Genomic DNA, 14,804 nt, shown 5'->3' on the forward strand with positions numbered 1-14,804 from the left:
CAGGTAAAGAGATTATTGGCTGTAGCCGGGTAAGAACTGCGCCAGTTTGCCAATGGCAGCTTCCAGCTGTTCTTTATGCGGTAAGAACACGATGCGAAAGTGATCCGGCTCCGGCCAGTTAAAGGCGCGGCCATGCACCAGCAGTACTTTGTGTTGGCGCAGAAAATCCAGCACAAATAATTCGTCGTCTTTAATACGGAATTTCTTGCGGTCAATTTTTGGGAACAAGTACATGGCGCCTTTAGGCCGCATGCAGCTTATGCCGTCAATCTGCGTCACCAGCCTGTGAGCTAAATCCATTTGCTCATATAAACGTCCGCCCGGCACCACCAGCTCGTTAATGCTTTGATAGCCGCCTAACGCGGTTTGTACTGCGTGCTGGCACGGCACATTGGCACATAGCCGCATTGACGCCAGTACGTTCAGGCCTTCGATGTAATTACGCGCCAGACTTTTTGCACCGGAAATAAATAACCAGCCAACACGAAACCCGGCAATGCGGTAGTTTTTCGATAAGCCACCGAAGGTTAGCATAATCAAATCGTCAGCCAGCGAGGCGGTACTGACATGCTCAGTGCCGTCATACAAGACTTTGTCGTAGATCTCATCGCTTAGCACCACCAAACGGTGTTCGCGGGCAATTTTCAGCAGTTCAAGCAAAAAGGCTTTGTCGTACACCGCCCCGGTGGGGTTGTTCGGGTTTATCAGCACAATAGCTTTGGTTTTCTTGCTGATTTTTTCTTTAATATCGCCAAGATCCGGGTACCAGTCCTGCTGTTCGTCGCAGCGATAATGCAGCGCTTTACCACCGGCCAGATTCACCGCTGCGGTCCACAGCGGATAGTCGGGTGAGGGTACCAGTACTTCATCGCCGTTATTCAGCAGTGCCTGCAGCGACATTAGAATTAACTCAGACACACCATTGCCGATATAGACATCATCGGCGTCAGCCCCCAAAATACCGCGCTGCTGATAATACTGCGCCACGGCCACCCGTGCAGGGTAAATGCCTTGTGAGTCGGAATAGCCCTGGGCTGTAGGCAGGTTATGGATCACATGTTTTAGGATCTCGTCCGGTGCTTCAAAACCAAAGGGCGCCGGGTTGCCGATATTTAATTTGAGGATGCGGTGGCCTTCCTCTTCCATGCGTTTGGCTTCCTGGGCTACAGGACCACGGATGTCATAACAGACACCGTCTAATTTTGTTGAGCGCTCAATGGGTTTCATAACAACGACCTTAATGTCTCCGTTTTTATCCGTCCGGACAGCTATATAGCTGTAGCTACCTGTTTTCACATAACTGTCGCCGCTTTGCAATGGATGGCGCTGTGTTTTTGCAAAAAAACTAACCAAAAGCAGTTTTTGGTCGTATAAATAGCCGGGCACAGGTAAAATGCCGCGCTCTGTTATAACAAACAGGTTACTGCTACAGCAAAATTGCTGCAGCAAGATGAGTAACTCACAGGTGATGGATGTTGTTGAAAAAAATCATTATTACAGTTTTTTGGTTAGTCGTGGTGCTGGCATTTATCAGCCCTTTTACCGAGCTGGAGCCGGTGCAGCAGTTAGATTCGCTGGAAGACTGGCAAAAGCCGTCACGGATCACCGCGCTAAATGATGCTGATAAGAAAAAGGTTTTGCAGCGCCTGGCCTATACTTCTGCCGCACCGCCGTTTGTTGCCTTACCGGACTTCAATCAATACAGCGATACTACCGCCAGAAAACGGGCATTTTTTAATTACTTACGACCTTATGTAAAACGCGAGAATGCCAGATTGCGCTCATTGCGGCGGCAGTTAATTGAAATACAAGAGAAAAAAGAAAAACAGCTGCGTATTTCATTGGAGGAATATGCGTTTTTATACAGCTTATACGATGAGTTTCGCATGGAAGTGGCGGAAACTGACCAAAGCATGCTGCAGGAATTGCTGAAGCGGGTCGATATTATTCCCGATACTCTGGTGTTAATGCAGGCAGCAAATGAATCGGCCTGGGGTACCAGCCGTTTTGCGGTAGAGGGTTATAATTTTTTCGGCCAGTGGTGTTTTCGCGAGGGGTGCGGTTTAGTTCCGCTGTCGCGTCTGGAAGGGCAAAGCCATGAGGTGGCAAAATTTGCCAACCCTGCGGCCAGTATTAAGAGTTACTTTTACAACTTAAATACCTTTCATACTTATGAGTCACTGCGGGCAATACGCGCCCGTTTGCGTGCTGAAGGTAAACCGGTAAGTGGTGTGGCGCTGGCGGCGGGGCTTGGCTCGTACTCTGAACGCGGTGAAGATTATATCGCTGAAATAAGCGGCATGATCCGCTTTAACCGCAAATTACTGGAAGAATAATATGCGTTTTATTGCCGCCCTGATGCTGCTGTTGCCGGCAGCAGTGTCTGCCGATTTACTGCTGAACTACAACAGTTTTTATCAGCGGATGAAAAAACTGCAGCAGCCTGAGTACAGTGATATTACGTTGGCGTTTGCGCTGATTGGTGAGCGCAGCGGCCAGCCCTGTAAATACTATGGCCTGGGCCTGAAAAGTGACCGGCACGAGATAAAGTTGGATATAGCCGGTAATGGCGAAATCAGTTTGCCGTACGATGAAGCGTTAAAAGACAGCAATGCCATTTTGCAGGTGCTGCTGGCCGATAATGCCGAGCCATGCCAGGTGCAATTTCGCCTGCGTTCGCGTATGCGCCTTGCGCCGGAGTTAACGCTGCAGGAGATACAGCACTATCGCAGCCAATTTGACGTACTGCTGGATGATATGGCCGGTATCAGCAAACGCTGGTTGCCGGATGTCAGCGGGGTAATTGTCGAGTTTGCCGATGTGGTAACACCGCCACAGATGACGGCAGGGGCGGCACAGGCAACACAGTGCAGTGATAAGCGCTGTTATATTCATCTTAACAGCAGCTTAGCAGCAGACAGCCGTTGGCAATTCAGTCAGCGGCCGATGTATCTGCTGCCGTTAATCGACAGCGCAGCGCAGTGAGCTGCACGGCGTTTTAACTTAACGCGATAATCTGCGCCGGATTGTCCTGCTGAGCTGACAGCTCGTCATCTTCCGTCAAGCCAACCGGGATAGCGGGTATGGCTGCTTTATCAAAAGCGGTATCGCGCTCGCTAAGCTCAGTATCTTTTGTCAGGCCGGCAAAATTAAACAGCGTTTTATCAATCATGTGCGATGGCACTATATTCTGCATCGCCTGAAACATGGTTTCTATGCGGCCCGGGAAACGTTTGTCCCAGTCCTGCAGCATTTCTTTTACCACCTGGCGTTGTAAGCCATCCTGAGAACCACATAAGTTACACGGAATAATCGGAAACTCACGGGTGATAGCATATTTTTCAATGTCTTTCTCTTTGCAGTATGCCAGCGGCCGGATCACGATATGTTCACCATTATCACTGACCAGCTTAGGTGGCATTGACTTCATCTTGCCGCCATAAAACATGTTCAAAAACAGTGTTTCCAGCATATCATCACGATGGTGGCCCAGTGCAATTTTGGTGGCGCCCAGCTCTTTGGCGGTCCGGTATAAAATACCGCGGCGCAAGCGCGAGCACAGTGAGCAGGTGGTTTTACCTTCGGGAATTTTCTCTTTAACGATACTGTAGGTATCTTCGTTTACAATGGTAAAGTCGACACCAATAGCGCTTAGGTAAGCAGGCAACACATCCGCCGGAAAGCCCGGCTGTTTCTGATCTAAGTTAACCGCTACGATAGCAAAGTTGATTGGCGCAGACTGCTGTAAATTAAGCAAAATATCCAACAGGGTGTAAGAGTCCTTGCCGCCGGACAAACACACCATAATTTTATCGCCTTCTTCAATCATATTGAAATCGGCAATAGCCTGTCCCACGCCGCGGCGCAGGCGTTTATGAAGTTTATTCAGATTATATTGAGCTTTAGCTTGCGCTGCGTGAGTCATAGCCACTGTTACCGGAAACAAAAATGGCGCACATTATAGCTAAGCGCGCGCCATAACCAAAGCGGTGCAGCAGTAAAACTCAGTCTTTCTGTAACGGGCAAACAAAATCCGCCGGCTTAACTGCCAGTACATCACAATCCAGCCGGTCAATGACATGCTCGGCGGTGTTACCGATAATGGCAGCCGATAACCCGGTGCGGCCTATAGTGCCTATCACCACCATTTCAGCATCCAGTTCGCCGGCTACTGTCGGTAGCACATCTTCGGGCATGCCTTCCTGCACATGGCAACGGCTGCTGTCGATATCAAATTGTTTTGCCAGTTTTGTCACTGCATCAATATGGTGGTGTTTCATTGTGCTGTTATATTCCTGCGGATTAAACTCAGGGATTTCGATAGCAATATTAACCGGGGTGCCGGGGTAGGCATTGACCAAATGAGTGTGGGCGCTGAGCATGGCCGCCATTTGGCCGGCTTTGGCTATTACGCGTTGATTTAACGATAGATGATGTGCCTGCTCGCTGCCGGCGTTAACCGCAGCAATAATATTACCGCCCTGCGGCCAGTCATGATCTTTCACCAGTAATACAGGGCAGGGACATTTACGCAGAATATGCCAATCGGTTGGCGTGAAGATCATCGATTTCAATACATCATGGTCGTGGGTGCCCTTAATAACCAGGTCGTAGTTATCTTCCAGCACCGCATGTACTACCGCTTCAAACGGCCGGTTGTGCCATACCACCTTAATATCGATATTAATGCCGCCGGCACGGGGGGCCGCCAAAAAGTCACTGATCCACAGCTCACGGTCTTTAATCACTGCCTGGCGCATCGATTCGCGCTCCTCGCCGGATAACATGGTGGTCATCTCGTAGGAGAAATCGTAGACCGATAAAAAAGCGGTTAATTTACAGCTTTGCAGCCGGGCTAACTGCACGGCGCGGTTTAAGGCTTTTTGTTGATCTACGGTAGGGTCAAGCACCACCAGCACATTGTTATAAGCAGACATATCAGGCTCCACAGTAAAAACTTTACTTAAGTGTAGCCAAATTAGCCTGCTTTGCCGGGCTAAACCTTGCGCCAGGTCAAAGCCGGGGGCATTAACAATGCGCTGTAAGGGAGCCCAGTTTACTCAAGGCAGCTTGATCTTTTAAGGTGATAAGTTTGCCATCTACCTGAATAAGTTGTTCTTTATCCAGTTTGCTCAGCAAGCGGCTGATGGTTTCTACCGTTAGACCGAGGTAGTTACCGATGTCGCTGCGGGTCATGGTCAGGCGAAACTCTGTAGCGGAAAAACCACGGCTGGCAAAACGTTGCGCCAGTTGTGATAGAAAGGTTGCCAGTTTTTGTTCGGCAGTTTTACGGTTCAGCAATAGCATCATTTGCTGATCGGCCTGAATATCTTGGCTCATTAGCCGCATCATTTGTTGGCGCAGGCGTGGTAACTGGTCAAGCAGCATGTCCAGGTTCGGCATCGGAATTTCGCATACCATGGCGGTTTCCAACGCTTCGGCATAGCTGGGGTGCAACTGATTATGCAGACCATCAAAGCCAACAATATCGCCCGGCAGATGAAAGCCGGTAATTTGCTGCTCGCCCTGATCGGTCAGGGTAAAAGTTTTAAATGAGCCGGTGCGAATAGCAAACAACGACTTTTGTGTATTGCCGGCTTCAAACAACATATCCCCTTTATGCAATGGCCGTTTGCGTTGAATAATGTCATCCAGCTTCGTCAGTTCAGCATCGTTTAATGAAAAGGGTAAACACAGCTGGCTAAAGCCGCAGTCCTGACAATTTATTGCAGAGCGTTGCATCATGGTGTTTTTACCTTTTGCGGAAATTCCAACATAGCCAGCTTAAAAAACCAGCCGGCGGATAGCAAGCCAAATCGTATAACCGGCATAAATTGCTAACATAAGTGCCGCGCTGTAGCGTAGCCATAAGGTGTTTTTCAGTTTGCTCAGGATACCGGCGGCGCTACCGGTCACTAAGATTGCCGGCAAGGTGCCAATACCAAAACTCAACATCAGTAATCCACCCTGTATTGCACTGCCGCTGGCCAGGCTCCAGCCCAGGGTGCTGTACACCAGACCACAAGGCAGGGCCCCCCAACACAGGCCATAACTGTAAGCCTTAGCGGCACTGTTAAGCGGCAGCAGTTTGGTGGCAACCGGCTGCACATGGCGCCACAGCTTTTGCCCCAGTTGCTCTAAACGGATTAAACCAAACCACAACCGGCTGATATACAGTGCCATCATCAGCAACAGCAAGCCTGCCAACAGCCGCAGCCATAGCAGCGATGCGCCGGCCAGTTGCATAGCGCCGGCGCCAAAGTAGCCGACCAGAGCGCCGAATAATGCATAGGTGGTCAGTCGCCCCAAGCTTAGCAACAGCTGCAGTTGCAGTTGCAGTTTACGGCCGGGGCTTTGCGATGGCATCGACAATTGCAGGGCGCCGGCAATACCGCCGCACATCACTAAGCAATGGCTGCTGCCAATAAAACCAATCAATAAGGCCGCCAGCAAATCAGCATTCATGGCTGCGACTTATCGTTATTCTCAGTCGGGGCTTTTTCTGCTTCATCAAACAGGATACTGAAACCCTCTTTATCCAGGTCTTCAAACTGCCGGCTGCGTACAGCCCAGAAAAACACGGCCAGGCCAATCAGCACAAACAAAATAGCGATAGGGATCAGCACATAAATCACACTCATTTTTTCAGCAGCCTTAATGAATTAGACACCACCAGCAATGAGCTGAACGACATACCCAGCACCGCGATATAAGGCGAAACAAAACCGGCCACCGCCAGCGGAATGATCAACAAGTTGTAGCCCACTGACCAGCGCAGATTCTGCTGAATAATACGCTGCGCCTGATTACTGCCACTGAGCAGCTCTGCCAATAAGCCGATACTGGGTTGTAACAATACCACATCGGCCTGGTTTTTAGACAAATCGCTGCCGCTTTGCAGTGTCACTGAGACATGGGCAGCATGAAAGCCCGGGTTATCATTAATACCATCACCCAGCATCAGCACCTTGTGGCCGGCGTCAACCAGTTGGGTAATTTCAGCTACTTTTTGCTCCGGGTTACAGCCTTTTACCATCAGGTCAAACTGCAATTGTTGTTGCAGCTCATCCGCGCGGGCAGAGCTGTCGCCGGTCAGCATGATCAGTTGATAGCCGTGCCGGCGCAGTGCGCCCAGCAAGCGAGGCACTTCAGGGCGTAGTGCATCCTGCAAGCCAATAGCGGCTATTTCGTTATCATCAATGCTGAGATAAACCATAGCGTCACGGTGATGCTTTACGTTGCAAAATGCCGCATTGCCTACTTTAACCTGCCGGCCAGCATAAGTAGCGCTGATGCCGGCACCTACCTGAATATGCACATCTTGCAGTGATACTTTGGCGCTAAGATAGCCGCTAAACGCGCGCCCGATAGGGTGCTCTGAGTATGCCTCTAAATTAGCGATCAGGTTTAGCGCCTCACTTTCACTATACTGTTGGCTTAACATTTCAACGCTGCTGAGCGAAAAACGGCCTTCGGTTAAAGTACCGGTTTTATCAAACACTATATGGCTTAGTTGTGGCAATACATCCAGTACGGCGGAATTTTTAATCAGTACGCCGCGCCGGTTCAGGCGGGCAAGGGCACAGGTGACGGCAGTGGGAGCGGCCAGGCTGAGTGCACAGGGGCAGGTGGCAACCAGCACTGACAAGGTTACCCAAAAGGCGCGGTCGGCGTCGAGCCAGACATACCACAGCACAAAAGTCGCCGCCGCAATAAGCAGCAGCCGTTCAACAAAATAGCGTGCCAGGGTATCGGTTTTTTGCAACACCGCCGGCTTTTGGCTTAGTGTGCGCTGTTGCAGGCTGATAATTTGGCCTAAACGTGATGCACCCAGCGCTGCTGTTACCTTGATTTCTAATAAACCATCATGGTTAATACTGCCGGCCAGCACCTTGTCGCCAATAGTTTTGGCAACCGGGCGATATTCACCGGTTAACATCGACTCGTCGGCCGAGCTTTGGCCGCGCAGCACGTCACCGTCGGCGGCGATGGTTTCACCGGGCTTTAGTAAAATCGTATCGCCCGGTTGTAAGCGTCTGGCCGATACAATCTGTTGTTGTCCGTTTACCAATAAAGTGGCACTTACCGGCATAATCTTCAGCAGATTGCCGGTGGCCTCGCGCGCCCGGGCGCGGGCGCGATATTCAAAAAACTTACCCAACTGCAGTAAAAAGGTAAACATACAAACCGATTCAAAATACACTTCGCCGGTGTTAAACACCGTGGCATAGGCTGAGGCAAAAAATGTGTAGTAAATGGCCAGGCTTACCGGCACGTCCATGTTTAGTTGGCGTGCTTTAATACCACGCCAGGCGCTGTTAACAAAGGGCAGGGCGGCATACAACACCACCGGCAAGCTTAAAAACAGGCTGATCCAGCGCAGGTACCCCTGATGCGAGGCCTCAATACCGCTGTAATCGCCAAAATACAGCGCCACCGCCAGCATCATCACCTGCATCGACATAATGCCGGATACCGCCAGCCGTTTTAAAAACCGGCTGAGCTCAGCTTTAAACTGTTGTTCTTCATTATCGGCTATAAAAGGGCTGGCCTGATAGCCTATTTTAGTCAGGCTGGCGAGCACTTCGCTAAGTGGTGTTTGCTCTGAGTGCCAGACCAGGTGACAGCGCTGGGTGGTGGAGTTAACATTAACTTGGTGTACTGCCGGCAATTGGCGCAGTTGTTTTTCAATTAACCAGGCGCAGGCTGCGCAGCTGATACCACTTAGCGATAGCTCAATTTCGGTTAGTTCACCTTGTTTACGGCTAACGTCGGCCAGCACGTCCGGTGCATCAAAATTGGCCAGCTCTGCGCGCAGGCTGTCCGGCATGGCATTAGCCTTAGCCGCAGGTTCAGTGCGAAACCGGTAATAGTCTGCCAAATTACTGCTGATAATGGTGTCGGCCACGGCTAAACAGCCGGCACAACAGAAAGACCGCGTGCGGCCGTCGAACTCACGGCTAAAGTGAAAACCGGCAGGAACCGGCTCATTACAATGAAAGCAGCGCTCTGTACTCACTTAGCCGCCTTGTCAGTAGCCAAGCTTAATTTCAGTGGTTGCCGGTAGTTCCAGCGTCGCACGCAGCTTCCAGTCTTTTGACGCATCAGACACTACCAACCGCCATTTACCATTTGGGGTTAACGGCAGGGTTGCTACGTACAGCAGTTCACCACTGCGTTCTGCATCCAGCGCGAAATCGCGGTCGGCCAGGGTGGGGTGGTAAAAATCCAAATGAATTTCACCTTCGAGCACACTGTTTTTCGCAAAACGTACTACCGCGCGATTACCGGCTACCAGCACATGCGCTTCTAAGTTACGCAGCTGCGCTTCACGATATTTTGCTAACTGCATATTAATAGCACGGCCTGCTTTGTAGTAATCGTCGACCACCAAATCCGGTGAGTGCTGTTGCATTACTATTACCGTATGCACTGCTTTGAGTGCGGTAATTACAGGAATAGCAATTAAAATCCATGGCCACAGCTGCTTATACCAGGGTTTTGTATCTTGCTGCATTACCACCTCACAAAAACGATATAGCGTTACACAAACGCATAGAAAGAAGCCCCGAAACGGGGCTTATAAATTACCACTCAAAGCGGATTATTGCGCAGCAGCGCTTTGCTCCGGATGGGCCAACCGGTAAACATAGGCAGTAAGAATATGCACTTTATCCTCGCCCAGGGTTTGCTTAAAGGCCGGCATTACACCGTAACGGCCTTTGGTCAGCGTTTCTTCTACTGCACCGGCAGAACCACCGTATAACCAGATATTATCAGTCAGGTTGGGCGCGCCAAACGGCAGGTTGTGCGCCAGGCTGCCCTTGCCATCCGCACCATGACAGGCGGCACAAAGGGCAAACTTAGCTTTGCCGGCTTCAGCCTCGCGGTCATTTACAGCACGGCCGGACAGACTTAACACATAGGCCGTCATTTCTTTAATACCTTGCTCGCCTAATGCATCAAACCAAGCCGGCATTGCCGCTTTACGACCGTATAACAGGGTTTCTTTGATTTTGTCCGGCGTACCACCGTACAACCAGTCATTATCGGTCAGGTTAGGGTAGCCTTGCTGACCACGGGCATCTGAGCCATGGCACAGCGCACAGTTTTGCAGAAACAAACGCTGGCCGATTTTAATGGCAGCATCGTCATAGGCCAGGTCTAACACATCGCGCTTGGCAAACTGCTGGAATACCGGACCATAAACTTCATCGGCTCGTACCATTTCACGGTCCAGCTCTACGTTACGGCCTTCCTCCACGGCTTTAGCTACCGCTAAACGTGACTCTTCCAGCGACTTAATGCCCTGGTTAGAGCTGGTCCAGCCTAAAAAGCCTTTAAAGTTGCCTAACCCGGGATAAGCCGCCAGATAAAACACTGACCACACCAGTGTTAGCACGAACATATAAGTCCACCAACGCGGTAACGGGTTGTTAATTTCAGAGATACCGTCTACTTCGTGGCCGGTCGTTTGATCTTCAGGCACACCCACATAATTCTTCAGGTTCCAGGTCAGCAGTATTGCACAGCCGATCAACACCGGAAGGGTTAACACTATGATCCAAGCACTCCAAAAGCTACTCATGATCGGACTCCTGTTTGGTTTTCTGTTGCGCTTTTTGTTCGTCGTCAAACACTAAGTTTGCTGCCTGGTCAAAATCGGTTTTGCGCTTTTTGCTGTATGCCCAGATCACGAAGGCAATAAAACCGACAAACAAAATCACGGTAAAAATACTGTGTATCGTTGCGTATTCCATGGGCATTACTTCAGGTGTGTGCCAAGCGATTGCAAATAAGCAATCAGGGCCTGCATTTCAGTTTTACCCTGAACTGCACTTGCTGCACCGGCGATATCTTCCTCGCTGTAAGGCACACCGTAGCTTTGTAATACTTCCATTTTGCGGGCAGTGTGTTTACCGTCCAGCAGGTTTTTATCCAACCACGGGAAACCCGGCATATTAGACTGCGGCACCACAGAGCGTGGATCCATCAGGTGTGCATAATGCCAGTCGTCACTGTAACGCTCGCCAACGCGGGCCAGATCCGGACCGGTACGTTTGGAGCCCCACAGGAAAGGGTGATCCCATACGCTTTCACCGGCAACAGAATAGTGGCCATAACGCTCTACTTCTGCACGGAACGGCCGGATCATCTGGCTGTGACAGCCAACACAGCCTTCGCGGACGTAAATGTCACGGCCTTCCAACTGCAGTGCCGTGTAAGGCACCATGCCATCGACCGGCTGGGTGGTTTCGTCCATAAAAAACAGTGGCGTAATCAGCACCAGAGTACCAAAGCTGATGGCCACGATACTGAGTATTGCCAGCAGGCCAACGCTTCTTTCAATTTTGTCATGATGATTCTTGTTTGACATGATTTACCTCTTACGCTGCTGCTGGTACAGGTTGTAGTGATTCATCTTTAGCGCGCACCGTTTTGTAAACGTTGTACGCCATCAGCAACATACCTGCCACGACAAAAACACCACCAATAAAACGCATCAGGTAAAATGGCATTGACGCTTCCAGGCTTTGCACAAAGCTGTAAGTTAAGGTGCCGTCGGTATTCACTGCGCGCCACATCATGCCCTGAGTAATACCGGAGATCCACATTGCCACGATATACAGCACTACGCCGATGGTGTGTAGCCAGAAGTGGGTGTTAATCAGTGAAATACTGTACATCCGGCCCTGGTTATACAGCACAGGAATTAAGTGGTAAATCGCACCGATTGAGATCATCGCAACCCAACCCAAAGCACCTGAGTGTACGTGGCCGATGGTCCAATCTGTGTAGTGTGACAGCGCATTTACTGATTTGATTGCCATCATCGGGCCTTCGAAGGTCGACATACCGTAGAACGACAGCGACACAATTAAGAAGCGCAGAATAGGGTCGGTTTTCAGCTTATGCCAGGCACCGGACAGCGTCATAATACCGTTGATCATGCCGCCCCAGCTTGGTACAAACAGCACAACCGACATCACCATACCTAATGACTGAGTCCAGTCCGGCAGGGCAGTGTAGTGTAAATGGTGCGGGCCGGCCCAAATATACAGCGCGATCAGCGCCCAGAAGTGCACTATAGACAAGCGGTATGAATACACCGGACGACCGGCTTGCTTAGGAACAAAGTAGTACATCATGCCAAGGAAGCCGGCAGTTAACAGGAAACCTACCGCGTTATGGCCGTACCACCACTGGATCATCGCGTCCACAGCACCGGCATAAATAGAGTACGATTTAAACGCACTAACCGGAATCGCCATGCTGTTAACAATGTGCAATGCCGCTACCGTCAGAATAAAGCTGCCCAAGAACCAGTTTGCCACGTAAATATGGCTGGTTTTGCGCTTTACCAAAGTACCGAAAAATACGATGGCATAGGATACCCACACCAGCGTAATCAGAATATCGATTGGCCATTCCAGCTCGGCGTATTCTTTGCTGCTGGTTAAACCCATCGGTAAGGTGATCACAGCGGCAACAATAACTGCCTGCCAGCCCCAGAAAGTGAACATGGCCAGCTTTTCTGCAAACAACCGCACCTGACAAGTGCGTTGCACTATGTAATAGCTGGTGGCGAACAGGGCGCTGGTACCAAAGGCGAAAATTACCGCATTGGTGTGTAAAGGACGAAGACGACTATAGGTCAACCAGGGCGTATCGAAGTTTAATGCCGGCCAATATAATTGGGCCGCGATTAACATGCCCACCGCCATGCCGATAATCCCCCAAAAAATGGTGGTTAAGGCAAAGAGGCGGACAACGCGATAGTTGTAGTCAACATTTAACGATTTGGTCTGGCTCATGTTGAGTTCCGCTGCAGTTAGTGCTGGTTACTGATACAGGCTGTTTGCGCAGCCATTCTTGTTATAGGCAGGATAATACACCCAATGTTTGCAATGTTTTCCCTGCCAATTTGGGGCTGCATATTAAGGGTTTTACCCCTGAAAAGATAGGTAAAACAGCCCGTTTTATGATTTAGAACAAAGTCATTGCTCACTAAACAACCAAGTGTAGCCGCAGTTTGAAGCTTTTCATTAAAACCGCGTACAATACGGCGATATTCTGTGTTTACTGGTTGGTTATGCGGCTATTTTACCCGTTTTTGTTGGTGTTTATCTGCCTTGTTGGCTGTCAGCCAACGGACAAAGCGCCCGTTTTATCTCTTATGTTGCTAAACGACGCTGAGTTGCAACTGCAGCTTACGCCCGGCAATGCGCCGGTAGAAACACCGCTGCAATTACAGCTAACGGCGGCAGATGTAGTGGCGGTTCGTGGCAATTTGACGGGGGTATCGATGTATATGGGGCAAATACCGCTTCGGTTCAGTCAGCAGGGTAAACTGTGGCAGGCAGAGTTTTTACTGGGTGCTTGCAGCGACCCGGACATGCAGTGGCAACTTGAGTTAGAACTGATTTTTGCCGATGGAGAAAAACGCATACTAAAACAACAGTTTCAGTCGAGTTGGCGTTAAAATGCGAAATTACTGCTTGAGCTTTGCTTAAAAAATAGCCACTATCAGGCGGCAAAAAATAAGTTGGAGTTAAGCAAATGACCAGCGAGTTTGTACGCAATATTCACCTGGCGACCGCGCAGCACCTTAAGGATCAAGGTGCAGATGTATATGGCATTATCGAGCACTTTGAAAATGTGTTTATGCCAATGGATGAAGTGCCGGAACTGCTGGGGCAACTGGGTTACCCGCAGCAGGATCTGAAACAGTTCTTAAAAGGCGTTGATTTTTAAAGCGCTTTAATTTGCTGGGTCAGCGCCAGCGTAGCTGCGGCGCTGGACAGTCTTGCTGTTTCAACACAAATAAACTGCCGGTAACTGTCTGCTGCCAGATCTGCAGTAGCGGCACTTTTTTCTTGCCACGGGTTCCACACTACTGTTGCATCATGGCCTGTTTGTGTCAGGGCCAGTTGACTGCTGTCACTGTCCATTCTTAATTGGGCGGCACTGTCCGGATAGATGCGGTCGGTTTCGCTGGTTATCCGCACGACCTTGCTGCTGTTTTGCTGCATGCTGTCGCTGACTTTGTCGTAATAACTGTCCGGCAACGGCCGCACTGCAGCGTTCGCTATATTATCCAGCGCAAAATAACTGTGTAAAGCTGCCTGTTGCGGCATCTGGCTACTGCAGCTTAACGCTATGCTCAGGCTGTCTGTTAAGGTCAAACAAAGTTGCAACTTAACGCTACCACTGTAGTACGGCAGATTATCAAGCTCTGTCATCAGCGTCACGCTGGCAGCAGTTGGGCCGCTGTGTTGCTGTATCAGTTGCCACAGCCGGTTACGCACCAAACCATGATTTGGCAAGGCGTCTTGCGCGGGGTTAAACACTGCGCCTGCCGGGCCAAACCAGGGCCAGCATACCGGCACACCGCCGCGGATAGCCGTCTGGTTATGCCATTGTGCCTTTGGCGATAGCCACAGCAGTTCTTTGCCGGGCTGCGGTTGATACGACAACACCTGAGCACCGTACAACGAAACAACAGCGCTGGCGGTACCGTACTGCAATTTAATGCAGGGCAGGTCGGTTAAATGAGCAAAGCCGGTTTGCTGGCTAATGGCTGTCTCTACCATGTTTGTTCTCCCGGACGATAAAGCTAAACGTAAGAGCTGTGGAGCAGGTGTTCTTTCGTAACAGCGGCATGAACGCCGCGCAGGCTGAGACAGCACAGGGATGTGCTGTTGAAGGCGGTGAAGAAAGAATTTCCTGCTCTGCAGCATAACAGCCAAACGTGCTGTTAAACAAAACAGCCAGCATAAAGCTGGCTGTTTCAGGCTGCAACG

Annotated in this window: 17 protein-coding genes; 4 read left to right on the forward strand and 13 right to left on the reverse strand. The window is 50.3% G+C overall.

Features of this window, described 5'->3' with window-relative positions:
- Positions 1-12 precede the first annotated feature (12 nt).
- Entirely contained in the window at positions 13-1,227 is a 1,215-nt protein-coding gene (locus ACTZWV_RS07905) for a pyridoxal phosphate-dependent aminotransferase (RefSeq protein ID WP_444786023.1), read from the reverse strand.
- Between the two features lie 245 nt (positions 1,228-1,472).
- Here ACTZWV_RS07905 and ACTZWV_RS07910 point away from each other — a divergent pair, with 245 nt between their 5' ends.
- Together ACTZWV_RS07910 and ACTZWV_RS07915 are read left to right on the forward strand one after the other, a co-directional pair.
- On the forward strand, positions 1,473-2,336 hold the full coding sequence (locus ACTZWV_RS07910; protein WP_444786024.1) for a glucosaminidase domain-containing protein: 864 nt from the start codon (positions 1,473-1,475) through the stop codon (positions 2,334-2,336).
- 1 nt (position 2,337) lies between these two features.
- Complete coding sequence (locus tag ACTZWV_RS07915) at positions 2,338-2,985, forward strand: DUF2987 domain-containing protein (protein WP_444786025.1); 648 nt, start codon at positions 2,338-2,340, stop codon at positions 2,983-2,985.
- 13 nt (positions 2,986-2,998) lie between these two features.
- Here the strand turns inward: ACTZWV_RS07915 and ttcA are convergent, their stop codons facing one another.
- The 11 genes from ttcA to ccoN all read right to left on the reverse strand — a co-directional run bounded on the left by ttcA (position 2,999) and on the right by ccoN (position 12,815).
- On the reverse strand, positions 2,999-3,925 hold the full coding sequence (gene ttcA, locus ACTZWV_RS07920) for a tRNA 2-thiocytidine(32) synthetase TtcA (RefSeq protein ID WP_444786026.1): 927 nt from the start codon (positions 3,923-3,925) through the stop codon (positions 2,999-3,001).
- A 79-nt stretch (positions 3,926-4,004) separates the two neighbouring features.
- Positions 4,005-4,937 (reverse strand): universal stress protein UspE, encoded by a 933-nt coding sequence (uspE, locus tag ACTZWV_RS07925; RefSeq protein WP_444786027.1) that lies wholly within the window; start codon positions 4,935-4,937, stop codon positions 4,005-4,007.
- A 91-nt stretch (positions 4,938-5,028) separates the two neighbouring features.
- A complete protein-coding gene (gene fnr / locus ACTZWV_RS07930) occupies positions 5,029-5,745 on the reverse strand; it encodes a fumarate/nitrate reduction transcriptional regulator Fnr (protein WP_444786028.1) in 717 nt (238 codons plus the stop codon).
- A 39-nt stretch (positions 5,746-5,784) separates the two neighbouring features.
- Positions 5,785-6,465, reverse strand: a complete 681-nt coding sequence (locus tag ACTZWV_RS07935) for a sulfite exporter TauE/SafE family protein (RefSeq protein ID WP_444786029.1) — start codon at positions 6,463-6,465, stop codon at positions 5,785-5,787.
- Positions 6,462-6,641 carry a cbb3-type cytochrome oxidase assembly protein CcoS gene (gene ccoS, locus ACTZWV_RS07940; protein WP_444786030.1) on the reverse strand — a complete coding sequence of 60 codons (180 nt, stop codon included), beginning with the start codon at positions 6,639-6,641 and terminating at the stop codon, positions 6,462-6,464. The genes ACTZWV_RS07935 and ccoS overlap by 4 nt, the downstream gene beginning before the upstream one ends.
- On the reverse strand, positions 6,638-9,019 hold the full coding sequence (locus ACTZWV_RS07945; RefSeq protein ID WP_444786031.1) for a heavy metal translocating P-type ATPase: 2,382 nt from the start codon (positions 9,017-9,019) through the stop codon (positions 6,638-6,640). Before ACTZWV_RS07945 ends, ccoS begins: the two co-directional genes overlap by 4 nt.
- Before the next feature lie 12 nt (positions 9,020-9,031).
- Positions 9,032-9,517 carry a FixH family protein gene (locus tag ACTZWV_RS07950; RefSeq protein WP_444786032.1) on the reverse strand — a complete coding sequence of 162 codons (486 nt, stop codon included), beginning with the start codon at positions 9,515-9,517 and terminating at the stop codon, positions 9,032-9,034.
- An 87-nt stretch (positions 9,518-9,604) separates the two neighbouring features.
- On the reverse strand, positions 9,605-10,588 hold the full coding sequence (gene ccoP / locus ACTZWV_RS07955) for a cytochrome-c oxidase, cbb3-type subunit III (RefSeq protein WP_444786033.1): 984 nt from the start codon (positions 10,586-10,588) through the stop codon (positions 9,605-9,607).
- Positions 10,581-10,760 carry a cbb3-type cytochrome oxidase subunit 3 gene (locus ACTZWV_RS07960; RefSeq protein WP_173500741.1) on the reverse strand — a complete coding sequence of 60 codons (180 nt, stop codon included), beginning with the start codon at positions 10,758-10,760 and terminating at the stop codon, positions 10,581-10,583. Before ACTZWV_RS07960 ends, ccoP begins: the two co-directional genes overlap by 8 nt.
- 5 nt (positions 10,761-10,765) lie before the next feature.
- The gene (ccoO, locus tag ACTZWV_RS07965; RefSeq protein ID WP_444786034.1) at positions 10,766-11,377 is read right to left on the reverse strand and encodes a cytochrome-c oxidase, cbb3-type subunit II; all 612 of its coding nucleotides are present in this window, start codon (positions 11,375-11,377) and stop codon (positions 10,766-10,768) included.
- Positions 11,378-11,387: 10 nt separating this feature from the next.
- Entirely contained in the window at positions 11,388-12,815 is a 1,428-nt protein-coding gene (gene ccoN / locus ACTZWV_RS07970) for a cytochrome-c oxidase, cbb3-type subunit I (protein ID WP_444786035.1), read from the reverse strand.
- 362 nt (positions 12,816-13,177) lie between these two features.
- Here ccoN and ACTZWV_RS07975 point away from each other — a divergent pair, with 362 nt between their 5' ends.
- Positions 13,178-13,483: a hypothetical protein gene (locus ACTZWV_RS07975; protein WP_444786036.1), complete on the forward strand. Its 306-nt coding sequence runs from the start codon at positions 13,178-13,180 to the stop codon at positions 13,481-13,483.
- Positions 13,484-13,560: 77 nt separating this feature from the next.
- Positions 13,561-13,755, forward strand: a complete 195-nt coding sequence (locus tag ACTZWV_RS07980; protein ID WP_444786037.1) for a hypothetical protein — start codon at positions 13,561-13,563, stop codon at positions 13,753-13,755.
- Here the strand turns inward: ACTZWV_RS07980 and ACTZWV_RS07985 are convergent.
- Entirely contained in the window at positions 13,752-14,594 is an 843-nt protein-coding gene (locus ACTZWV_RS07985; protein WP_444786038.1) for a D-hexose-6-phosphate mutarotase, read from the reverse strand. The genes ACTZWV_RS07980 and ACTZWV_RS07985 overlap by 4 nt on opposite strands.
- Positions 14,595-14,804: the final 210 nt, after the last annotated feature.

The sequence above is a fragment of the Rheinheimera sp. NSM genome (assembly GCF_052380015.1).
In the GTDB taxonomy this organism is placed as follows: domain Bacteria; phylum Pseudomonadota; class Gammaproteobacteria; order Enterobacterales; family Alteromonadaceae; genus Alishewanella.